Source organism: Allorhizobium sp. GW101-3B10 (assembly GCF_059424725.1).
In genome coordinates, this window is record NZ_JBWKZR010000002.1 from 97,640 (window position 1) to 119,295 (window position 21,656).

Annotated in this window: 18 protein-coding genes; 4 read left to right on the forward strand and 14 right to left on the reverse strand. The window is 62.1% G+C overall.

What is annotated here, in order from left to right:
* Positions 1-66 precede the first annotated feature (66 nt).
* Together AC07Y0_RS24695 and rnk are read right to left on the reverse strand one after the other, a co-directional pair.
* Positions 67-606, reverse strand: a complete 540-nt coding sequence (locus AC07Y0_RS24695) for a GreA/GreB family elongation factor (RefSeq protein ID WP_498680414.1) — start codon at positions 604-606, stop codon at positions 67-69.
* Between the two features lie 145 nt (positions 607-751).
* Positions 752-1,204, reverse strand: a complete 453-nt coding sequence (rnk, locus tag AC07Y0_RS24700; RefSeq protein ID WP_498680415.1) for a nucleoside diphosphate kinase regulator — start codon at positions 1,202-1,204, stop codon at positions 752-754.
* Positions 1,205-1,571: 367 nt separating this feature from the next.
* Between rnk and AC07Y0_RS24705 the strand changes: the two genes are divergently transcribed.
* Entirely contained in the window at positions 1,572-1,913 is a 342-nt protein-coding gene (locus AC07Y0_RS24705; RefSeq protein WP_498680416.1) for a hypothetical protein, read from the forward strand.
* 152 nt (positions 1,914-2,065) lie between these two features.
* On the opposite strand, the gene AC07Y0_RS24710 is transcribed toward AC07Y0_RS24705, so the two are convergent.
* From AC07Y0_RS24710 to mtnK, 5 genes are read right to left on the reverse strand one after another with little or no spacing between them, the layout of a single operon-like run.
* Entirely contained in the window at positions 2,066-3,184 is a 1,119-nt protein-coding gene (locus AC07Y0_RS24710) for a RuBisCO large subunit C-terminal-like domain-containing protein (protein ID WP_498680417.1), read from the reverse strand.
* Positions 3,184-4,185 (reverse strand): transketolase family protein, encoded by a 1,002-nt coding sequence (locus tag AC07Y0_RS24715; protein ID WP_498680418.1) that lies wholly within the window; start codon positions 4,183-4,185, stop codon positions 3,184-3,186. Before AC07Y0_RS24715 ends, AC07Y0_RS24710 begins: the two co-directional genes overlap by 1 nt.
* A 2-nt stretch (positions 4,186-4,187) precedes the next feature.
* Complete coding sequence (locus tag AC07Y0_RS24720; protein ID WP_498680419.1) at positions 4,188-5,123, reverse strand: transketolase; 936 nt, start codon at positions 5,121-5,123, stop codon at positions 4,188-4,190.
* Between the two features lie 4 nt (positions 5,124-5,127).
* Positions 5,128-6,222, reverse strand: a complete 1,095-nt coding sequence (mtnA, locus tag AC07Y0_RS24725) for an S-methyl-5-thioribose-1-phosphate isomerase (RefSeq protein ID WP_498680420.1) — start codon at positions 6,220-6,222, stop codon at positions 5,128-5,130.
* Positions 6,219-7,490, reverse strand: coding sequence for an S-methyl-5-thioribose kinase (mtnK, locus tag AC07Y0_RS24730; RefSeq protein WP_498680421.1), 1,272 nt, complete (start codon positions 7,488-7,490; stop codon positions 6,219-6,221). The genes mtnA and mtnK overlap by 4 nt, the downstream gene beginning before the upstream one ends.
* Before the next feature lie 146 nt (positions 7,491-7,636).
* Between mtnK and AC07Y0_RS24735 the strand changes: the two genes are divergently transcribed.
* The 3 genes from AC07Y0_RS24735 to AC07Y0_RS24745 are packed head-to-tail and all read left to right on the forward strand — an operon-like array spanning position 7,637 to position 11,294.
* Positions 7,637-9,151 (forward strand): sugar ABC transporter ATP-binding protein, encoded by a 1,515-nt coding sequence (locus tag AC07Y0_RS24735; protein WP_498680422.1) that lies wholly within the window; start codon positions 7,637-7,639, stop codon positions 9,149-9,151.
* Positions 9,151-10,200 (forward strand): ABC transporter permease, encoded by a 1,050-nt coding sequence (locus AC07Y0_RS24740; RefSeq protein WP_028737756.1) that lies wholly within the window; start codon positions 9,151-9,153, stop codon positions 10,198-10,200. The genes AC07Y0_RS24735 and AC07Y0_RS24740 overlap by 1 nt, the downstream gene beginning before the upstream one ends.
* Before the next feature lie 50 nt (positions 10,201-10,250).
* Complete coding sequence (locus AC07Y0_RS24745) at positions 10,251-11,294, forward strand: substrate-binding domain-containing protein (RefSeq protein WP_498680423.1); 1,044 nt, start codon at positions 10,251-10,253, stop codon at positions 11,292-11,294.
* 100 nt (positions 11,295-11,394) lie between these two features.
* Here the strand turns inward: AC07Y0_RS24745 and AC07Y0_RS24750 are convergent, their stop codons facing one another.
* The 7 genes from AC07Y0_RS24750 to arcD form a co-directional block, all read right to left on the reverse strand.
* Positions 11,395-13,449, reverse strand: a complete 2,055-nt coding sequence (locus AC07Y0_RS24750; RefSeq protein WP_498680424.1) for a bifunctional aldolase/short-chain dehydrogenase — start codon at positions 13,447-13,449, stop codon at positions 11,395-11,397.
* A 60-nt stretch (positions 13,450-13,509) separates the two neighbouring features.
* Positions 13,510-14,490: a sugar-binding transcriptional regulator gene (locus tag AC07Y0_RS24755; protein ID WP_498680425.1), complete on the reverse strand. Its 981-nt coding sequence runs from the start codon at positions 14,488-14,490 to the stop codon at positions 13,510-13,512.
* Positions 14,491-14,693: 203 nt separating this feature from the next.
* Positions 14,694-16,250, reverse strand: a complete 1,557-nt coding sequence (locus tag AC07Y0_RS24760; RefSeq protein WP_498680426.1) for an ISL3 family transposase — start codon at positions 16,248-16,250, stop codon at positions 14,694-14,696.
* A gap of 518 nt (positions 16,251-16,768) precedes the next feature.
* Positions 16,769-17,689: a carbamate kinase gene (gene arcC, locus AC07Y0_RS24765; RefSeq protein ID WP_498680427.1), complete on the reverse strand. Its 921-nt coding sequence runs from the start codon at positions 17,687-17,689 to the stop codon at positions 16,769-16,771.
* A 1-nt stretch (position 17,690) separates the two neighbouring features.
* The gene (locus AC07Y0_RS24770) at positions 17,691-18,692 is read right to left on the reverse strand and encodes an ornithine carbamoyltransferase (RefSeq protein WP_498680428.1); all 1,002 of its coding nucleotides are present in this window, start codon (positions 18,690-18,692) and stop codon (positions 17,691-17,693) included.
* Between the two features lie 18 nt (positions 18,693-18,710).
* The gene (locus AC07Y0_RS24775; protein ID WP_498680542.1) at positions 18,711-19,943 is read right to left on the reverse strand and encodes an arginine deiminase; all 1,233 of its coding nucleotides are present in this window, start codon (positions 19,941-19,943) and stop codon (positions 18,711-18,713) included.
* A 26-nt stretch (positions 19,944-19,969) separates the two neighbouring features.
* Positions 19,970-21,439: an arginine-ornithine antiporter gene (gene arcD / locus AC07Y0_RS24780; protein WP_498680429.1), complete on the reverse strand. Its 1,470-nt coding sequence runs from the start codon at positions 21,437-21,439 to the stop codon at positions 19,970-19,972.
* Positions 21,440-21,656: the final 217 nt, after the last annotated feature.

Sequence of the window (21,656 nt, forward strand, 5' to 3'; positions counted from 1 at the left end):
TCGTTTTCTGACACGGACGCGTGCGCCGTATCGGGCGAGCGTCCGTGTCTGGCGGCTGGGCGTGCCTCAGGCAGCCGACGGTCCCGGATCGTCGAAACCATCCGGCGTGACGGAAGCCGGGCGGCGCGCCTGGCCAAGCGCGCCGGACACAATGCGCAGCACCGGCTTTTGCCCCTTGGCAACCGTCGCCTGGCCGAGCGCCCGGCGTTCGCGAAGCGACGCCTCGGGTTGGTACTCCACCTTTTCCAACAGGATCCGCTCTTCGAAACCGTCTGCGTTGGTCAACGCGATGCCTTGGCCTTCTGCAAGACCGAGAAGAGCCAGGCCACGCAGGGTCGTGATGGGCATGAACATGCCAACCGGTCCCGTTGCCTGGCCGGTCGAAAGCACGCGCGTATCGATCTCGCCGCCGTTGACGCGGAAGGTGACCCGACTGTTGATGCTGGCGATGCCATCCGGCAGATCGTCTCGGAACACGACGATGGCCCTTCCGATCTTGTGAAGAATGAGCGGCACGAGCGGCGCGTGGCGGCCCAGAGGGTTGTCGCGCATCGCCTCCAGAATAGTAAGATCCTTCGTGGTGAGGATAAAGTTGTCGTTCGACATTTCGCAGTTCTCCTTCGCTCCGCAAGGAGCGCGTACATAAACATGGACGAGAGATCCCCTGCCCGCACGTGGCGGGGCAGGGGTGATTATCCTGCGATGAGGCAGCCTCCATAGAGCGAGAGGCGGCAAGGCAACAGACGGCATGTCATGATGCCGTCCGATGTTCCGCGGAGGCCGCGACAGCTGCGGTGCCAACAGCCGGTGCTTTGACTGCCTCCACGGTAAGGCGATGGACGCGGCCGTCGCGGGCGGACCAATCGATGGACTGCCCGGCGGAGAGCCCGATCAGGGCGGCACCGATCGGGGTAAGAATGGAGACTTTGCCGGCCGCGATATCCGCTTCGCCAGGGAAGACGAGCGTCACGGTGCGGTCTTCGCCAAGATCGCTGGTGAATCTGAGGGTCGAGCCCATGCCGACGACGTCGGCGCGGATCTGGTCGTCCTTGACGATGCGGGCCCGGTCGAGCTCGCTCAGGAGTTCGCCGGAAACCTCCGGATCACGTGCGGCATGCGCCTCGGCCAGCCGTGACAGCCTCTTGTGATCGGACAAGGTAACGATGATTGCCGGCTTGCGGTGTGTCTTCTTCTCGGGAGCCATTGCTGGTTTCCTGTACATGTGTTCAGCTAGGCGCCAGGGCGCGTGCTGCAGAAGTTCGTCAATGATTGTTGGATTGTCGCTTCGTGGCGGCTTCATCCGACTTGCGGAAAGCTACCTGTTCCCCGTGACCTGTTCGCGACGCGAACGGGCCGGGGTCATATGCCTGCGATAAGGCACACCCGTTTTGGACCAGTATGGAAGCATTGGGTCAACATGAGCCCAAGATGGGCGCGACAGAGCGAGAAGTCAAGGAAGGCGAGACCGCGGCAGATGTGGCCAGGCGAGCTTCGGTACCGTTGGACCCGGTTGGGTGTATAACGCACATCCACCCTCGCCGAACCAGGTCGGCCGGAGTCAGAGAGGTATCATGCTGACACGTCATATGCGGGAACTCCTGATCGACCAGGCGCAGACAGGGCGCACGATTACCTATAATCAACTTGCGCTTCGTCTCGGGCTCGCTCCGCCGCAGACGATCCATCGCGTGACAGAGGCACTGGAGATCCTCATGGCTGAAGACGTCGCGGCAGGCCGGCCTTTGCTCGCGGCGCTCTGCGTCAGCAGGTTGAGTCACGGGCTGCCCGCCAGGGGGTTTTTCGCGGCGGCCGATACGCTGGGTCTATTTCACGGCGATCCTACGGGCACTGCGGCACGCGCTTTCTACGAACAAGAGCTGCAGCGGGCACTCATGTTCTACAGCCGGTCGTAAGTCGGTATCGGTGCTCAACGCCGGAGGTGGCATGGCCGGACTTGCCCGCGCCTAGAACAGAAAAGCGATCGCTCTTAAGTGTCTCGAAAGGGAGCCAAGCAGAGATGCAAATCGCTCCAATCGGTAGTTCCTATCAGGCCTGATTATACCTGTCAGGCCTGGACGATGGCGACGAGGCGGCGGCAGGCATCGACCAGGTTAGGCTCCTGAAGCAGCGCGCCGCCGATCAGATACATGACGTCGTTGCCATAGGCCTCTCGCATTTCGGGCACGCGGCTGAAGGTCATGCCGCCACCCGGCGCGGCAACGATCGCCTTGGGTCCGCCAATGTCGACCGCACAAGCCCTCGCAATCGACAGGCACTCTTCGCGAGTAAAGCCGAAACGCCCACCGAAATTCGGATAGATCACAGCGTCCGCACCCATCAGCCGGTGCAGGGTGCCGAAAAAGCTGCGGTGCGAGAAGCCGCAATCGGGTGAGACGACATTCGCGCCGGAAAAGGCGGGATGCGAGACGATGGGTAGCGAGAAGTCCGGATCTGCGGCAAGGGTGCGAACGACGTCGTAGCCGGCCAGTGCCGGAGCAATCATCACGGCGCCGGCGCCTGCTTCTTGCGCGCGTTTTGCGCGCTCGATGATGGAGGTCGCGGGACCGGTGATATTCGGTACGAAGCTCGTCTTGCCGCCGCTCTTCGCATTCGCCTCGCCAACGGCTTCGACGCAGGCTCTCAGCCGCTCTTCAAAAGGCGATGTCTTCTGGTCGACCAGACCGTGATCGTCCTTCACGAAGTGCATGCCGCCGAGCGCGAAGTCACGGGCGAGGCGGGCGAGCTCCGCTGTCGAGAGGCCCACCGGCTTGATAGCCGACATCAGAAGGGGGGTCTCGCCTATGCCCGCTTGGGCGCGAAGCCCGGCAATGCCGTGACGAGGGCCTTTGCAGAGGTCGAGAATTCCCGGCGAAAGGTCGATGTCCTCCACCTTCAAACCGGGCTTGATCGAGCTGTTGCCGAAGACGATGTTGATGAACTGCAGGAAATCACCACCGACGTCGTCTTCCGAATAGGAGATCGCCGCGAGATAGCCCACCCGACCTGTCGGATCCTTCTCCAGCGTCTCCAGCCTGCCGAGGATCTCGTCTTCGACATAGCCCTTTGGCACGGCGTCGCGGGGTATTTCGACGGTCTGTTCCAGCGCGATGTCGAGGGCACGGCCTTTCGCCTCCGCCCCATCGCCTGCGCGGATGAAATAAGTCACGGTGAAGCGCGGGGCCATCAGAGTGCCTCCGCCTTCTGCGCGGAATGGACATGATCGAGGCGGACTTCCGCAAGTTCATCCTCATCGATCGCCAGTGGCCTACCGACAAGCTCACCGATCGCGGTGACGAGCGCGCCGGCGTCGAGCCCATACTTTCTCATGAGATAGGGTTTTGAAGCGCCGTGGGCGAAGGTGTCGTTGAGGCCGAGGCGCCTCAAACGGATGCCGAGCCCTTCTTCCGCGAGAATTTCCGCCACCAGCGAGCCGAGGCCGCCGACAATCGTGTGGTTCTCCAGCGTGACGATACCCTTCTTGCCGCGTGCGGCCTTCAGCAGGCCGTCACGGTCGAAGGGTTTCAGTGTCGACGCATGCAGATGCGTCAGGCCGATCCCGCGCGCCTTAAGCGGCTGCGTGGCGCGCAAGGCCTCCTCCGTGCAGACGCCGGAAGAGACGACGAGTATGTCGTCGCCTTCCGAAAGAACTCTGAGCTTGTTGAACTCGAACGGTGTGGCGAAGAGGCGAGGCACTTCGCCGCGCAGAATGCGGACATAGACCGGGCCGTCGATGCTGTCGGCGACCTCGAGCACGGTCTCGACTTCCGTCGCATCGCCCGTTTCCAGGATCGTCATGTTGGGCACGGCGCGCAGCACCGCGATGTCCTCGATCGCCTGGTGGGTGATGCCGCCTGGCGTGGTGATGCCGGGCAGGAAGCCCATCAGCCGGACCTTGCGGTTGGAATAGGCGATGGAATTGATCAACTGATCGTAGGGCCGGCGATAGAGGAATACCGAGAAGGTATGGATGAACGGTCGGAACCCCTGCATGGCAAGGCCGCCGGCGAAGGACAGCATGTTCTGCTCGGCCATGCCGAGCGACAGGAACTTTTCAGGATACCGATCGCGAAAACCATCGACCTCGCAGGAGGAGGTGAGGTCGGCCGAGAGGCACAGCACTTCGGGTCGAGCCGCGGCAAAGGCCTCGAAGGCCTTGGCGTAAGGGCGGTTGACGATTTCGACCATGCTCAGGCCCCTTCCATCACGGTGAGATCGATGCCGAGTTCGGCGGCAAGCGCGGCCTGCATTTCCAGTCGCTCCTCCGCGCTCTTGAAGCGCACATAGTGCAGGCGTGGAAAACGCTTCTTGAGGAAGTCCATACCCTGATAGGGAGACGTATTGGCGAGGATCACAAGCGGCTTGCCGGCCTCTGCGCTGACGCCTGCGGCGCGCAATGCGCCGAGATCATGACCGTCCACCGAGCGGCAGCTGACGCCAAAGGACGCGACACGCGCGGCGAGATTGCCGAGATCCAGGACTGAGGCCATGGCGCCATCGCATTGCTGGCGGTTCACGTCGACGATGACGCGAATATTGTCGATCTTGTGATAGCTCATCGCCGCAAGGCATTCCCAGGTCTGCCCCTCCTGAAACTCACCGTCGGACATGTAGACCCAGACCTTGCCGGGCTCCTTTTTTCTGAGCCGAGCCCACGCGACGCCCGACGCCATGGAAAGACCCTGCGCCAGCGAGCCGGTCGTGACTTCCATGCCGGGGCTATGCTCGGCGCCGATCATCTCGACCGAGCCGCCGTCCTTGTTGAAATGGTCGAGCGCATTTTCGTCCATACGGCCGGTCTCGATCAGCGCGGAATAGATGACGAGTGCATAGTGGGCGGGCGAGATGAAGAAGCGATCGTATTGCGGGCCGACGGGCCCGTGATAGCCAGCGCCCGTGAAGGCATCCGGATTATGGGCCGAGGGTACGCTGCGGAACGGCAGCGGCACCTTCGGCAGCGTCGGTTCGCCAAGCTTCAGCAACTCATTATAGAGCAGCGCCAGGCTCTCGGCCGCCGAGCAGGCCTGACTGAGATAGCCTCCATTGTGTTTCATCGTGTGGAAGAACACGCGGCGGCGGATACCGAGCGCGATCGCCTCGCTGGACTTTTCGTTGGTCAGACTCATCGTCTCATCTCCGTTCCGGGAAGAGGGCCTTCAGGCCCTCAGGCGACGGCGTGGCGATGCCGCGCTCGGTAATGAGGCCGGTGATCAGGCGCGCCGGCGTGACGTCGAAGGCGGGGTTGGCGGCAGGGCTGCCTTCCGGCGAGATGCGCACGCTGGCAATCGAGCCGTCGGCGGCGCGACCCTGCACGAAGCTCACTTCGTCGGCGTTGCGCTCCTCGATCGGGATTTCCCTGACACCGTCATGCACAGTCCAGTCGATCGTTGGCGAGGGGAGTGCCACATAGAAAGGAACGTCGTTGTCGCGTGCGGCGAGGGCCTTCAGATAGGTGCCGATCTTGTTGCAGACATCGCCGTTCGCCGTCGTGCGGTCGGTGCCGACGATCACCATGTCGACATCGCCGCGTTGCATCAGATGGCCGCCTGCATTGTCGACAATCAGCGTGTGGGGCACGCCATGGCCGTTCATTTCCCAGGCGGTGAGATAGGCGCCCTGGTTGCGCGGCCGGGTTTCATCGACATAGACGTGGACCGGAATGCCCGCTTCAACGGCCATGTAGATCGGTGCGGTCGCGGTTCCGTAGTCGACAGTGGCAAGCCAGCCGGCGTTACAATGGGTAAGGATGCGCACGGGCTCGCCCGGCTTTTTCCTGGCAGCAATTTCACGGATCACCTCAAGGCCATGCGCGCCAATGGCGCGGTTGAGTTCGACGTCCTCTTCCGCGATCCCGGCGGCACGCCGATAGGCGGCTTCTGCGCGCGCGGCTTGCGGCAATGGACGCAGATGCTCGCGCATCGCATTCAGCGCCCAGCGCAGGTTGATGGCGGTCGGGCGGGTCTCGTTCAGCTCTTCCCAAACGGCGTCGAGATGCGCGTCGGACGGATCCTTCGCCATGGCGATGGCGACGCCATAGGCGGCGGTGACGCCGATCAGCGGTGCGCCGCGCACCCACATATCGCGGATCGCGACGGCGACCTCGGCGACGGTCGTCAGCGTGACGACGCGGAATTCATGCGGCAACCAGCGCTGGTCGATGATGTCGACGGCGCGGCCGTCCTCGTTCAGCCAGATCGTATGGTAGTGGCGTTCTCCGACTTTCACGCGAGAATCTCCTTTTCTAGCCGCTCCACCGTCTCGCGAATGTCGCGGAGGCTGTGGATGCGCTGCCGGTTGACGGCGAGGTGACGCCCGAGCTTCAGCGCCTTGATTTCACAGGGCGCACGGCGGTCGGGGTCGGCGATGGTTTCGAAATCGGCGTTGTGGGCAAGGCCGAGGATGCGGCGGTGGATCTCGATGCCGGCAAAGCCCAGCATCTCGCACCAGATTTCGTCAATGACGCTGATGAGGGCCTGCTCGGCAGCGAGCGGATCATGGCGGTCCTCGAAAAGGCTTGCCTGATAGAGGATGCCCTTGCGCTCGGTGCGCCAGAGATGGGCGAATTCGGCGCGGAACGTTTCCCAAAGGGTATCGATCGTATCGAGCAGGTAGGCGCGCATCGCGTCGCGTGCGCCGGGTGCCGTCTCATGGCCGGCCTGCGAAAAATAGTTCATCCAGAAATTGGCGATCAGCATGCCGACGTCGAAGCTGATCGGGCCGTAAAAGGCGAATTCCGGGTCGATGACGCGTGTCTCGTCGTCGGTCACCATGACGGAACCGGTGTGCAGGTCGCCGTGGCACAACGTTTCGGACTTGGCAGAGAAGAGGTGCTTGAGCCGCTGTGCCTCCACCTTGAGGTCGCGGTCGGCGCGCAGTTCGGCGACGAGCGGATCGAGCTGCGGCGTGGTGTGGCGGTTGAGCGGCGCTTCGAAATAGGGATCGGAAAAGACGAGGTTTTCCGTAATATCGCAAAGCTCGATATTGTCGGAGAACAGCGCGACATCCGCCTTCTTCTCACGGGTCACCATGAAAAGGTCGGAGCCGCGAAACAGCGTGCGGGCAACAAACAGGCCGAGGTCGCGGCCGATTTTCGGCAGCTTGCACCCGTCGATCAGCGCGCGCCGCAGGATGACATGCGGCGTCAGGAACTCCATGACGATGATGGCCTGCGCTTGGTCGAAGAACAGGACCTCCGGTACCATGCCGGGGTCGCGCGTACCCTGGCGCTTCAGCGCGTGATACTCGAAGAATGAGCGCTTGAGCGGTAGCGGCCAGCTTTCGCCCACCAAGCGCACATAGGGCAGCGCCTGCTTGACGATCACGGCTCCCGTCTCGCCCGTGACGATGAAGACCAGATTGAGGTTGCCGTCGCCGACTTCCTTGATGGTCCAGCGGGACGAATCGTCGCCGATCTTTTCTTTCACGGCGACGTTTCCGCCCAGCCGAACCGGCAATGTCTCTGCGCTCAGCGCCTCGAAGACTTGGCTGTTCATGATGTTCCCCTCCTGCGCATGGGGCCGCCTCCACCGCGCGCCGCCATGCAGTCTTTGCGCAAAGCTAAGGCAACATTCTGTCAAATGTCAACGACCTTGACATTTGATGAAAGCCTATCCTAACGTGGCGTCATTGGGAGGAGAGAATGAGCGAACAGGCAGTGTTTCGCATTGAGGGCGTGCGCAAATCCTTTGGCCCGGTAACGGTGCTGCAGGGTCTGGACCTCGACCTTAAGGCAGGCGCAGTGACGGTCTTGATGGGCGCCAATGGTGCCGGCAAATCCACGCTCGTGCGCATCCTCTCCGGCGTCTACACGCGGGACACCGGCACGATTATGCTGGCCGGTAGCGCCTTCGAACCGGCGACGCCGGCCGAGGCGATCCGTGCCGGCGTCGTCACCGTGCACCAGAACATCAATGACGGTGTCATCGCCGACCTCGATGTCGCGACCAATCTCACGCTCGACCGGCTGAACGGGCGCGGCGCCCCGCTGTTCTTCAATCCGCGACGGGTACGTCGCGAGGCCGCCGCCGTCGCGTCCCGCATGGGACTTGCGATTGATCTTTCGGCCAGCATCAACGACCTGACACTCGCCGACCGCCAGATGGTGGCGATTGCGCGTGCCATGGCGCATGAGCCGAGGGTGCTGATCCTCGACGAACCGACCTCGTCGCTGTCAAGCGCGGAGGCCGATCGCCTGTTCGATCTCGTCGACCGCCTGAAGGTGCGCGGCGTCGCCATCCTCTACATTTCGCACCGCATGTCCGATATCCGTCGCCTTGCCGACAGCATCCTCACCCTGCGCGATGGCCGCATCACCGGCCGCTTCGAAGGACCTGAACTCGACTATGAAGGCGCGGTCAATGCCATGCTCGGCCGAAAGGTCTCCGCCGGCGAGGTTGCCGTGAGAGCGGCGGGCCGTCCGGTCTTTAGTGCGCGTGGTCTCAAGCTGTCCGGGCAGACGCGCCCCTTCGACTTTGAACTTGGCGATGGAGAGATCGTTGCCGTCACCGGCCTTGTCGGTGTGGGCAAGACTGCGCTCGCTGAAACGCTGTTTGGCGCCCGCGCTCCGGCGGCCGGCGAGATGACGCTGGACGGCGCGCGCTATGCGCCGAAGACGACGAAAGAGGCAATTGCGCGAGGGGTCTTTCTCGTTGCCAAGGACCGCGCGATCAGCGGCATCGTGCCGGATTTCAATATCTACGAGAATATCAGCCTGCCGTTCCTGCGCCGTCTCTCGTCCCTTGGCATTGCCAGCCGCCGGGCGGAGAAGGCAAAGGCGCGTCAGCAGATCGCCGAGCTCGGTGTCGTTTGCCGCAGCGAACGCGACGAGATGCAGACACTGTCGGGCGGCAATCAGCAGAAGGTGATGGTCGGCCGCTGGCTGTCCGAGCCGTCGCGCCTGCTCATCCTCGACGAACCCTTTCAGGGCGTCGACATTGCTGCCCGCCGCGACATCGGCGAGAAGCTGCGCGCATCCGCCGCCGGGCGCTCCACCATCCTTTTCCTGACGGAACTCGACGAAGCCTTCGAGGTCGCCGACCGCATCCTCGTGATGTCGGAACAGACCATCGTGGGCGAGCACCGCAATGCCGACATCAATGTCGAGCGACTGCTCTGCGAGATTGCCGGGCAATTCTATCAACAGGTCAGCGCATGATGATGAATGAAGAGAGCAAATCCGCGGCCAATGGCGCCGTTCCGCCCGCGGCCCTGAATATCCGGGAAACCGCGATCAAATACGGCTTCCTTGTGCTGCTTGCCGGCATGGTGCTCTATTTTTCGCTCGTTACCGGGGGCTTTGCCTCGCCGCAGAGTGCCGTCTTCATCCTGCAATCCGTGTCGATAACAGGTATTCTCGCGCTCGGCGTCACCGCGACGCTGGTCGTCGGCGGCTTCGACCTTTCGATCGGCTCTGTTGCCACCACGGCCATGATGGCCTCGTCCTATGTGATGGTGGTGATGGGCGGCGATGCGTTGACAGCGACGCTTGTCTGCCTTGCCGTCGGCATGATCGTCGGCCTCATCAATGGCATCATCATCGTCTATATGCGTGTACCGGATCTCTTGGCGACGCTCGGCATGATGTTCCTGCTGCTCGGCCTCCAGCGCATTCCGACCGAGGGGCGTTCGATCGCCGCGGGCATGACCCTTCCCGACGGTTCGACCGCGACAGGCACCTTCAGCCCGGCCTTCCTGGCGCTCGGTCGCCACCGTTTCGATCTGATCCTGCCCAACCTCGTGCCGGTCTCGGTGGTCGTGCTGATCGTGCTCGCGATCGTCATCTGGTTCTTCCTCGAATACACGCGCTTCGGACGCATGATGTATGCCGTCGGCTCCAACGAGCGCGCGGCCAGCCTCGCTGGTGCACCCGTGAATGCCTACAAGATCGCCGCCTATATCATCTCCGGTGTTTTCGCCTCGATCGGCGGCATCCTGCTTGCCGCCCGTCTCGGTCGCGGCGACATCGCCTCGGGCAACAACCTTCTTCTCGATGCTGTCGCTGCAGCCCTCATCGGCTTTGCCGTGCTCGGTGCCGCCAAGCCGAATGCCTTCGGCACAGCCATCGGTGCGCTGTTCGTCGGCATCCTGCTGCAGGGTCTGACGATGATGAACGCGCCCTACTACACACAGGATTTCGTCAAGGGCGCCGTGCTTGTCATCGCCCTGATTTTCACCTTTGCACTCTCGAAAAGAGGCAAACGCTGAGGCGGGAGTCCTCGGCGGATAACTAAGGTTCACCAGTGGAGGAGACTGAAATGAATTTTACGCGTAGAACCCTGGGCAAAATTACGCTCGGGCTGATGTCCGCCACGGCATTCGCCGTGCCGTCCTTTGCCGCCGATATGCCGAAGCCTTTCGACAAGCCGGGCGACGTGAAGATCGCGCTCGTGCGTTATCTGTCGACCGGCGACTTTTTCCAGTCCTACCTTGCAGGCGTGGAGGCGCAGGCCAAGGCGCTCGGCGTCCAGCTTCAGGTTCTCGACAGCCGCCAGGACGCGGCGCTCCAGGCCGATATGGTCGACCAGGCCATCGCGCTCGGCGTACAGGGCATCATCATTCAGCACGGCCTGACGGAATCGATGAAGGAAGCCGCCCAGCGTGCGGTGGACGCCGGCATCAAGGTCGTCGCTTTCGACGTGAATGTCGAGAACGACAAGATCCCACAGGTCGAGCAGTCCGACCGCGACCTGGCCCGCCTGGCGCTCGAGCAGGCGGTCAAGGACAATGGCGAAAGCTTCAAGGCTGGTTACGTCTACGTCGCCGGCATTGCGCCGCTCGACCGCCGCGACGAGACCTGGAAGGAGTTCAAGGCAAAGTATTCGGGAATCAACGAGGCCGCCCAATTCGGCACGATGGACAACCCGATTGCCAATTCGGTCGCCAACCAGGCACGTTCGGTGATCTCCGCCAACCCCGATATCACCGTGATGTTTGCCCCTTACGACGAATTCGCCAAGGGTGTGAAGATCGCCGTTGACGAAGCGGGCCAGTCCTCCAGCGTCAAGATCTATTCAGCAGACATCTCGACCTCCGACATCGCCGCGATGCGCGAACCCGGTTCCGCCTGGGTCGCGACGGCTGCGACGAACCCGGCCGTGGTCGGTCAGGTTTCGGTGCGCTCGCTCGCCATGCTGCTCGCCGGCGAAGACCCGGGCAAGCAGATCATCGTGCCGCCGACGCTGATCACGCAGAAGGATCTCAATGATCAGGACATCAAGAACATGGAAGAGCTTGGCGTGAAGCTGCCGCAGTTTGCCCATGCCGATGTTGCCATGCCGGCATGGATGCCCAAGCCCTGATTTCCGATTGCGGGAAATGCAGAAGGGGCGGCCCAGCGGGCCGCCCCTTTCCTATGTCCTGAAGAGGAACCGGGGCAGTTGTCTGCCCCCGCTCTGCTGATCAGCGTAGCGCTGCCGCGATATTGCCGCCGTCGACGGTGGTCACGTCGGCGGTCGTGCGTTCGGCGAGTGCGTGATGCACGAAGGCGCGGGCGACATCCTCGGCCGTCACCTCGAGGCCGAGTAGGTTGCCGCCCATGTACTCTTTGACGGAGAGCCCGCGGGCGGCGGCACGGTTGGCGATCATCTCGTCATTGAGCAGGCCCGAGCGGATGCGGTCGGCATTGACGGCGTTGACGCGGATGTTGTCGGCGCCGTGCTCCAGCGCGTACTGGCGCGACAGGAAAAGCGTTGCTGCCTTCGGCAGGCCGTAGGCGCCGAATTTTGCGCCCGGATTGACCGCCTGTTTGGATGCATTGAACAGCAGCACGCCGCCGGTTTTCTGCGCCTTCATGATGCGCACCGCATTCTGCGCCACGGTTTGGTGGGCGAAGAAGTTCAGCTCGAAGCTCTTGCGCAGCAGCGCGTCGTCCATCGTGGCGATCGGGCTTTCCCAGGCGGCGCCGGCGTTGGACACGACGATGTCGACGCCGCCGAAGGTGGCGACCGTCTTGTCGAAGGCGGCGCGCACGGAGGCGGGATCGGTGATGTCGCAGGCGATGCCGATCGAATTGTTGCCGGCCGCGTTGGCGACGGCCGCCGCCTTTTCGCCGTCGAGGTCAAGCGCCACGACATGGGCGCCCTCGGCCGCGAAGGCCTTGGCCGCGGCGGCACCAATGGCACCGGCACCGCCGGTGACCACGGCGACTTGGCCCGTGAAGGGTTTCGGCTTGGCGCCAGCCAGTTTCGCCTGTTCCAGCGACCAATATTCAAGGTCGAAAAGATCCGGCCGGCTGACCGGCTCGAAGCGTCCGACGGATTCGGCGTCTCGCGCAGCCTCGATCCACATTTCACCGACATCGACGGCGATCGTCGCATCCTTGAAAGTCCGCCCATGGCCAAACATGCCGAGGCCCGGCACCAGCGTCAGTCGCGGCATGGGGTCGAGCATGATGCGCTTGACGTCGTCGCGGGCATCATTGCTGCGGAAGTACTCGGTGTAATCGGCAGTGAAGGCGGCAACCCGTTCGTCGATGACGGCACGGTAACCGGCAAGGTCGTCCTTGGCCGGCGCCGGCAGCACCATGGGACCGGTCTTGATGCGGATGGAGAGGTCGGGCGTGGAAACACCGCGTGCCGCCATGTCGGCGACTTCCACCGCATTGACGAAGTCGAGGATGGTCGGGGAGGTGCAGAACACGCTCACCATGCGGTCATAGCGGCCTTCGCCCTTGGCAACGGCGACGGCGCCGCGCAGCAGGGGGGCGATATCGGTGACGCTTGCCAGCTCGGTCCGCAGGCTGGCCGGCGTGAAGGGATTACGGCCGTTGTTCTTGACGTGATCCTCGGCGACCGTGACGTAGTGGATCATCCGGTCATAGGCTTCCTTGGCAGTGTCGCCGAAGGTGAAGATGCCGTGTTTGTCAAGGATCAGGCCCTCGACCGTGGGATCCTGCTCGAATACTTCTGCCGCTGCCTTGGCCAGCGCGAAACCGGGCATGATATAGGGCACGAAACCCATCTTGCCGCCGAAGAGTTCGGCGCTCATCTCCCGGCTCTTCGCCTGGTCGGCGATGGCGAGAATGGCGGTCGAATGGGTGTGATCGACGAATTTGTGCGGCAGGAAGGCGTGCAGCAGCGCTTCCACGGACGGGTTTGGGGCGGCCGGGTCGATCAAACTGGCGCGCAGCAGCGTCACCATGTCCTCGTCGGAGAGTTTTTCGAGCTTGCGGCTTTTCAGAAGCGAGCCGATTTTGACAGCGGGCAGGCCAGCCGGTTCGATCGTGCCCATGTCCCAGCCGCTGCCCTTGACGCAGAGAACGGCATGGGTGTCGCCGACGAGGTCGGTGATCTCGGTCTTGACCGAGGTATTGCCGCCGCCGTGCAGCACGAGCCTCGGCTCACCGCCGAGCAGGCGTGTTGTATAAGTGCGCAACGCCAGGTCGCGGTTGACGCCTTTTGTGGCGTAACTTGCAACGACCTTTTCCGCCTCGTCGTCGCGCCAGAGATTTTCCATCGTGTTCAGCCTCCCGATAAACCGGCCCGGCCGGCATCGGCGGGCCCAATCTTTTGGGGTTCAAGCCTTGCTTAAACCGCCCTTGCCGAGCCCCTCGCGGCTCCAGTGTTCCAGAACCTTCCGTGCCATTGAGGTGGTGATGACCAGATGCGAGGCAAAGCCACCCTTCAGCGCCGCGATCAGCGGCTCGAATTTGTTGTCTTCCTGCACGACGAGCATCCGCTTCTTGATCGCGCGGATGGAATCGAGATCGGCAGAGATGCAGCGTCGATTGTGCGCGCAATCCATCCACCGGCCGTCCCGGTCAATGAGCTGTCCGGCAATGACGCCGGCCGCCCCCTTTTCACCCATTTCGTGCATGCCTTGCGCTGAAAGAGCACCGCATTTGACGAGGTGGCTGTCTTCCTCAATGCCGCCGACGGAATAGAGTGCCAGCTGGCAATCGGATATGGCCGCGAGTTGCTCCCGGATGACGGGTTCACCGCGTAGCTCGTCGGCAAGGCGCTCCGAGGAGAGGACGAGAGGGGCATAGAAGTTGATGCCTTCCGCATTGAGGCGACGGGCGATTTCGGTCGTGCATTGGTCGGGGCGATAGGAATAGGGTGCACCGAGGTTGCCACAGAGCTGCACGACAGTAACGCCGCGCAGATCCGCGAAGGGCATGACGTCGGCAATGTGGTAGACGGTGCGGCCCCAGGCCACGCCAACCCGCTCGCCCTTGTTTATGAGTTCGAGGAAGACCGAGGCGGCGACTACCGGCATTTCGGCGGCCGGGTCCATGGCCTGCCGGTCCTCCGGTACGATCCATGCCGTCGTCAGCCCTGTCGCGTCCTCCAGCTCGCGGGCGAGGACGTCATCGGAGAAAAGCTCTGACGAGGTGGTAATTGTGACAATGCCCATCTCGCGCGCACGGCGCAGATACATTGCGACTGAGGCACGAGAAATTTCCAGCCTTTGGGCCACTTCGTCCTGGCGCAGGCCGTGCGTATAGTAAAGCCAGGCGGCCTTGTGGATGATTTGATCGGTGGCGCGGATCGGCATGGTTGTCCTTCATGAGGCGGGGCGCTGACATAATTCATCAACGCTGACAAAAGTCAATGCGATGCTGCCGCCTTGCCTGTTCATTCTAAAATGGTCTGCAGCACAGGTCACTTTTTCGGTCGGCCTGATTGCCGAGTGCAGAAGATATGCCTGTTGAGCTTCACCAGGATTTGGCTCTGACGCACTTTTGCTGGCGTCGGAGCTTACGCTGCACCGATCAATCGGGCCTGCAGCAGATCAAGTTTGGCTCGCCCATACATTTGGCGTTTGATAAGCTTCAATCGTTTGACCTGACCTTCCGTCTGTCCGTTCGACCAAGGTGAGAGAATTGCGTTTCGCACGGCGTCGAGATCTTTCGCAACGCCACCGGCAAACGATCCGACCAGGCTGTTCTTGGCAGATTCAAGCCATTCATCCAGCTTTCGCGCTGTTTTCGAACGGATCATGGATTGGAACTCGCCGATGGCCGCACGGGCGACTATCAGTTCCGGAACGTTCACTTCGATAGCCGCAACCAGGATCGCTTCAGGTTTCGCCAAGTCATCGCGCGCGGTTGTCATCAACCGGGCGATGACCCGGGCCGATGGCGTTCGCGCAAGCCCGCTCTGGTTGGCTTTCTCCGCAAGACGGCGCCGCTGAGCCCATTGGGAGACGACACCGCTCTGTCCCGGAAAGCCTTTCGCTTTCATCTCCCGCCAGAGCGCCAAGGCGTTCCGCACGCCTTCGTCCCAGCGGCCGTTGAGCCACGGCAGCCAGCTATCCAATGAGCTGGGCCGTGTCCGGAAGACATCGAGGCGCTGGCCCCTCAGAACGTCGCGGACAATCTTCCGACTATGGCCGGTTTGCCGGACTATTTGTCGAATTGACGTTCCCTTCTTCGACATCTCCCGGATCGCCTCGTTTGTTTCCTGGCGGCGCAGATATCCCTCGTACTGCAGTTTTTCAGCGTAGGTTAAAAGCTTCGGGTCAACGACATTGCTGCCGACCGCCTGCCTGATCTGGCGCATCGACTTGCCGACTGCATCGAGGAAGGCCCGGCTGGAATTCTCCATCAGGTGCCAGCGATCGGCGACCTGCTCGGCATTGGGCAAGGCCTTCGCTATGGCCTCACCATAGCCGCCGCCTCGATCGCGAGCGACGATCGATATCGACGGATGCTCGGCAAGCCATCTCCGAGACGTATCCAGCGCACGATCCGGCAACAGGGTGACAGGCCTCCGCCGCTCTAGATCACAAACGATCGTTCCATAGGTCTGGCCGCGCCTGAAGGCAAAGTCATCAATGCCTATGAAGGTGAGTTCATCGTTCTGGTCAGCAATGCGGCGGCGAACCACCCGCAGCAGCGTGTCGTTGCTCACCGGAACCATCAAACGATTGGCAAAGCCGGCAGCAGGTCTTCCGCCCAGCGCCAAGCCGAGGTGGTGAACAATTGTCTCTAGCCGCTGGGTGCGCCGGCCATACCGAGCCAAGACGCCGCTATCAAACTGCTCGCAGAAGATGCGCCGTCCGCAAAGAACTGCATCGCACCAGAACCGACGCGCCACGATCGTCAATTCTACTCGCCGGCCGCAGAGGGGAAGATCAGCTGGCCGTCGCAGATATCTGCTTTGCACCCTCCGGCTTGGTCGTCCGCAGTCCGGACAAGACCCTGAGGGATAGCGTGATCGGAGCCGAACTTGAACGCATTCCCCAACAACCATCACTTCGTCTACTGCAAAGCCAGGCGGCGCGAGGCTCGTGCGCTGGAACCGATGTCGCATTGCTGATCCTCCGGTGAATCAGCGAAAGCGTCGCCCCAAACAGCAGCAAATGTGAGTCAGAGCCAATTCTCAATGGAAATATCAGGCTGCGCCGGGTCAGCTCTCAGTGGAAATCAACAGACACAGGGCTGGAAGACCGCGGCCGAGCACGGCCGCACATCCATTTACTAAACGCGCCTTTTAGCCGAGCAGAATTCAGCATCAAGACTTCACCCCTTCAAATCCATGGAAGAAGAATTGGAGGCACTTCTCGCCGATGTCAAATGCAGACGATCAGAATTGAAGCGTCCTTGCTCGTTGGGAGAGTTGACGATCGAGGCGCATTTGTGTGCTCAGGCGTTGAATTATAGTGGATTGTTAGACGACGCTTCAGCACCGATCGATGCGGATGTTGGCAGGCGAACGGGCTCGTCGGCCGGAGACCGCAGGCTCGGCAGAAAGCGCGACTACGTTGAGGAACTTCTCTTGAATTGGTATCTAGCGTTTCGCACCGTCCCGATCATCGCCAGACCGACGGATCAGCTCGACCCCATGTTCTTGTCGATCCGCGTGCCGGCGCGGCCGTCCAAGACCGCGACGGCATCCTCCAGGCGGCCGATTCCGGTGAAGCCGCCGGTGTCGGCAAAATCACAGGCAGCGACGATCTTCGGACCCATCGACCCTGCCGGCGCGCTAAAGGCACGGGCCTCGTCCGGCGTCATATGGGCAAGCGGTCCGGCGTTAGCTCTGCCAAAATCGCGGTAGACCGCGTCCACATCGGTCAGCAACAACAAGGCGTCAGCACCGAGCTGGCGCGCCAGCACGGCGCTGGCGGCGTCCTTGTCGATGACGGCTTCAATCCCGATCAGGCTGCCATCGTCGCGCCGCACTACCGGAATACCGCCGCCGCCGGTGCAAACGACGATAACGCCGTGATCCAGCAGAAGTCTGATGATCTTGAAGTCGGGGATCTCGACGGGCTTGGGCGATGCCACGACCCTGCGCCATTTGTCCCCATCCGCGGCGATGGTCCATCCCGCCGCCTTGGCCCGCGCCTCCGCTTCGGTCCGTTCATAGACAGGCCCCACGAACTTGCTCGGCTTTTCGAAGGCGGGATCGCGCCCGTCCACCACCACCTGGGTTAGCAGCGTTGCGACGGGCTGCGCGTGATCAAGCGCGTTCTCGAGCTCCTGCTCGATCATGTAACCGATCATGCCTTCGGTTTCCGCACCGAGAACATCGAGCGGATAGGCCTCGTTGGGCTTGTAGGCAGCGCCCTGCAGCGCCAGGAGACCGACCTGGGGACCATTGCCATGGGTGACGACCAGACGATGGCCTGCGCGAACCACCGCGGCCAGTGATCGGGTTGCCACCTGCACGTTCTCCCGCTGCGCCTCGGCCGTCAATGGCTCGCCTCTTTTCAACAGGGCATTGCCGCCTAGCGCTGCGACCACGAGCATTTCAGGCTCCCAGGGTGGCGACGAGCACCGCCTTGATCGTGTGAAGCCGGTTCTCGGCCTGATCGAAGACGATGGATGCAGGGCTTTCGAAAACCTCCTCGGTCACTTCCATCGCATCGAGGCCGAATTCGGCCTTGATGTCCGCGCCGACGCTCGTCTCTGTATTGTGGAAGGCCGGCAGGCAATGCATGAAGCGCACGCGCGGATTGCCCGTCTTGGTCATCAGCGCTGCGTTCACCTGGTAGGGCGTGAGAAGCTTGATCCGCTCGGCCCATTTCTCCTTCGGCTCACCCATGGAGACCCAGACATCGGTATAGACGAAATCGACACCTTTCACCGCGGCATCGATATCCTCGGTAATCATGATCCGTGCCCCGGTCTCGGTGGCAACGGCCTGGGCGTGGTCCTGGATCTCCTGCACGGGCCAGCACGCCTTCGGCGCGCAAAGCCGTACATCCATGCCAATCTTTGCGCCGCCGATCAGCAGGCTGTCGCCCATGTTGTTGCCGGCATCGCCAATGAAGACAAAAGAAACCTGGTGCAGCGGCTTTTCGACATGTTCCTGCATCGTCAGGAAGTCGGCGAGGATCTGTGTGGGGTGGAACTCATTGGTCAGGCCGTTATAGACCGGCACCCCCGAATATTTGGCCAGTTCCTCGACGATCTCCTGCCCGAAACCGCGATACTCGATCGCATCGTAGATCCGCCCCAGCACGCGAGCGGTGTCCTTCACCGATTCCTTGTGGCCGATATGGCTGCCGGTCGGCCCCAGATAGGTAACCCGCGCACCCTGGTCATAGGCAGCCACCTCAAAACCGACGCGAGTTCGGGTCGAATCCTTTTCGAATATCAGCGCGATATCCTTGCCCTGCAGCTTGGGAACCTCGGTTCCTGCGTATTTGGCGGTCTTGAGGTCAGCGGCGAGCTTCAGCAGGAACGTGATCTCGCGCGGTGTGTAATCGCGAAGTGTCAGGAAGCTGCGATTTTTCAGATTGAAAGACATTGTGATTACCCCTTGGGATCAGATCGCATCGCGGATGGTTGGGCAGCTCATGCAGTGTCCGCCGCCGCGACCGCGACCAAGCTCGGCCCCTGGAACAGCCAGGACCTCGATGCCGACGGCTTTCAGCGCGGCATTGGTATCGTCGTTGCGGTCGTATCCGACCACCACGCCGGGACGCAGCGCAAGCACGTTGTTCCCATCGTTCCACTGCTCGCGCGCGCGCTCTTCGTCCGTATTGCCGCCGGTGGGCACGATTTGAAGTTTCTTATAGCCCAGAACCTCGGCCACGATGTCGAAGATCGGGCGCGGATCGTGACGGAAGGACAAGGGCGCCTTGCCTTCGCCCGGCCGTATGTCATAGCAGACCAGTTCGTCAGCAACCTCCTTGAAGGTCGTCACCACGTCGCCGCCGCACAGGGTGAAGACCGTGTCCAGGTGCATGGCCGCGCGCGACTTCGGAATGCGGAACGCCAGCACGCGATCGACCACGCCCTTCGCAAACAGCGCCTCGGCCAGTTGCCCTATCCCTTGCGGTGACGAGCGTTCTCCCATGCCCACCAGCACGGTGCGGTTGCCCACCGGCATCACGTCGCCGCCTTCCAACGTCGCCAGCCCATGCTCCTTGGTCGGATCCCCCCAATGGATATCGACCTTTCCGGCAAATTTCGGATGGAACTTGTAGATCGCAGTGTTGAGCAGCGTTTCCGGGCGACGGGCGGGCCAGTACATCGGGTTCACCGTCACTCCACCGTAGATCCAGCACGAGTTGTCGCGGGTGAATAGAGCGTTGGGTAAGGGCGGCAGGATTTGGCCGTGATGACCGAGATAGCTGCCGAATAGGCCGGTCGGTTTGAACGGAAGTTCATCCGCCGCAAGCCCGCCGAGCAGGTATTCGGCCAATTTGGCGCCGGTCAGCTCGTCCATCCAGGCACGCAGCTCCTCCATCATGCCCACGCCGACCTGATCCGCGTTGACGCGTTGGTCGAGGACCCAGGCCCGGCCGCCTCTCAGATCCAGCGTTTCGGCCAAGAGCACGTTGACGTCGAGCACCTCGACGCCATCGTCGCGCATCAGGCCCGAGAAGACGTCGTGATCCCTCTGAGCCTGCTTGACCCAGAAGACATCGTCGAACAGCAGTTCCTGGCAGTTGGAGGGGGTGAGACGTCGATGGGCGAGCCCGGGGCGGCAGACGATCACCTGCCGCAGCTTGCCGGTTTCGGAATGCACGCCAAGTTGCGGAGTTGCGTTCATCGTACTGGTTCCCTCGCTCGAGGCGGCTACAGGGCGCTGATCGCGCCAGTCCACATCAGATAGCCGGCAATAGCTGCCGCAACTACGATGCCAGCCCCGATGAGGGCTTCGATGCCAGAGAAGGCCTTCTCGCCCCGAGCGTTTCGCGCCCACCAATAGACAGGAATGCCGACGACATAGAGCAGCGCGCACATGAACAGGTAATTGGGACCGGCCGCATAGATCAGCCAGGCGCCATAGATCGTGGCCAGCGCCCCGGTGAAGATGTCGCGACCCCGCCCCTCGCCGGCATCATAGCCCTCTCCGGTAAGGGCCAGTTTCAGCGCATAGGCCCCAGACAGTACATAGGGAACCAGGATGGCCGCCGATGCGATGTAGAAGAGCGCAAGATAGGTCGAGTTCGCGTAAAAGGTAACAATGAGGAAAAGCTGGACCAGGATATTTGTGATCCACAGCGCTCCGGCCGGTGACCCGTTTTTGTTTTCGATCGCGAATACGTCAGGCAGGATGCCCTCGCGGGCCGCGCGGTATGGAATTTCGGCGGCAAACAGGGTCCAGCTCAGGAATGCCCCGGCGACGGAGACGACAAGCCCGATGCGCACCACCACTGAGCCCCAGGGCCCGACCACCTGTTCGAGAACATTCGCCATGGAAGCGGCCGCTGGCAGCGCTGCAAGCTCCGGTTGGGTCATGACGCCGAAGGACAGAAGCGATACGAGCAGATAGGCGGCGAGCGCCACGACAAAGCCGATGATCGTGGCACGGCCGATGTCGGAGCGCTTGGCCGCGCGGCCCGAAACAACGCTCGCGCCTTCGATGCCGATGAAGACCCAGAGGGTGACCAGCATGGTGCTCTTGACCTGCGCCATGACGCTGCCGAGATCGGGTGTCGCCGCCCCCCATAGATCGATATTGAACTTCGGCAGATTGAAGGCCACCATGACAATGACAATGAAGAGCGCGATCGGTGCCAGCTTGGTGATCGTCGTCACGACGTTGAAGATCGCGGCCTGGCGGATGCCCATGAGGATCAACGCATGGGTCGCCCACAGCACGATCGACGCGCCGATGATCGCCTGGATAGTATTGCCCTCGGCCCCGAAGGCCGGATAAAAATAGCTGAGCGCACCGAAGATCAGGACGACATAGGACACGTTGCCGAGCCACGCGCTCAGCCAGTATCCCCAAGCGCTATTGAAGCCGATGAAGTCGCCGAAGCCTGCGCGGGCATAGGCGTAGGGGCCGGCGTCGAGCGCCGGCTTGCGGGTCGACAAGCCCTGGTAAACGAAGGCCAATGCAAGCATGCCGATACCTGTGATCAGCCAGCCGATGATGACGGCCCCCGGAGAAGCCCCCTTGGCCATGTTCTGCGGCAGGCTAAATACGCCACCGCCAATCATCGAGCCAACGACAAGAGCCACAAGCGGCAACAGGCCGAGCGTGCCGGATCGTTTTTCAGTCGCGGAAGAGGGAGTTGCAACGTTCGCAGTAACCATGTCGGCGTTCCTTCAGTTGAAGAATTTAATGATGGTATGCGATGCCTTTCGCGACAGAACCAAGCGTCATGAAAGATGGAGCATCATGCGGTCCCAGCGTCAGCCCGTCGTCTGACTTTGGCTGATATATTCTTAATTGCCACGTTGCAGGAGTGGCTTGATGTATATCAAGGCCCAGCAAGCCTGATCCGGTGTCTTTCAGCATCGGATGGCGGCG

What these genes read in the sequence shown, in the direction of transcription:
- AC07Y0_RS24745 (WP_498680423.1), top strand. Translation starts at nt 10,251, where the DNA reads ATGAATTTTACGCGTAGAACCCTGGGCAAAATTACGCTCGGGCTGATG.
- AC07Y0_RS24695 (WP_498680414.1), bottom strand. Translation starts at nt 606, where the DNA reads ATGTCGAACGACAACTTTATCCTCACCACGAAGGATCTTACTATTCTG.
- AC07Y0_RS24775 (WP_498680542.1), bottom strand. Translation starts at nt 19,943, where the DNA reads ATGAACGCAACTCCGCAACTTGGCGTGCATTCCGAAACCGGCAAGCTG.
- AC07Y0_RS24710 (WP_498680417.1), bottom strand. Translation starts at nt 3,184, where the DNA reads ATGGCCCCGCGCTTCACCGTGACTTATTTCATCCGCGCAGGCGATGGG.
- AC07Y0_RS24720 (WP_498680419.1), bottom strand. Translation starts at nt 5,123, where the DNA reads ATGAGTCTGACCAACGAAAAGTCCAGCGAGGCGATCGCGCTCGGTATC.
- mtnK (WP_498680421.1), bottom strand. Translation starts at nt 7,490, where the DNA reads ATGAACAGCCAAGTCTTCGAGGCGCTGAGCGCAGAGACATTGCCGGTT.
- AC07Y0_RS24750 (WP_498680424.1), bottom strand. Translation starts at nt 13,449, where the DNA reads ATGGAAAATCTCTGGCGCGACGACGAGGCGGAAAAGGTCGTTGCAAGT.
- AC07Y0_RS24760 (WP_498680426.1), bottom strand. Translation starts at nt 16,250, where the DNA reads ATGCGACATCGGTTCCAGCGCACGAGCCTCGCGCCGCCTGGCTTTGCA.
- AC07Y0_RS24735 (WP_498680422.1), top strand. Translation starts at nt 7,637, where the DNA reads ATGAGCGAACAGGCAGTGTTTCGCATTGAGGGCGTGCGCAAATCCTTT.
- AC07Y0_RS24705 (WP_498680416.1), top strand. Translation starts at nt 1,572, where the DNA reads ATGCTGACACGTCATATGCGGGAACTCCTGATCGACCAGGCGCAGACA.
- arcD (WP_498680429.1), bottom strand. Translation starts at nt 21,439, where the DNA reads ATGGTTACTGCGAACGTTGCAACTCCCTCTTCCGCGACTGAAAAACGA.
- AC07Y0_RS24755 (WP_498680425.1), bottom strand. Translation starts at nt 14,490, where the DNA reads ATGCCGATCCGCGCCACCGATCAAATCATCCACAAGGCCGCCTGGCTT.
- arcC (WP_498680427.1), bottom strand. Translation starts at nt 17,689, where the DNA reads ATGCTCGTGGTCGCAGCGCTAGGCGGCAATGCCCTGTTGAAAAGAGGC.
- rnk (WP_498680415.1), bottom strand. Translation starts at nt 1,204, where the DNA reads ATGGCTCCCGAGAAGAAGACACACCGCAAGCCGGCAATCATCGTTACC.
- AC07Y0_RS24770 (WP_498680428.1), bottom strand. Translation starts at nt 18,692, where the DNA reads ATGTCTTTCAATCTGAAAAATCGCAGCTTCCTGACACTTCGCGATTAC.
- AC07Y0_RS24715 (WP_498680418.1), bottom strand. Translation starts at nt 4,185, where the DNA reads ATGGTCGAAATCGTCAACCGCCCTTACGCCAAGGCCTTCGAGGCCTTT.
- AC07Y0_RS24740 (WP_028737756.1), top strand. Translation starts at nt 9,151, where the DNA reads ATGATGAATGAAGAGAGCAAATCCGCGGCCAATGGCGCCGTTCCGCCC.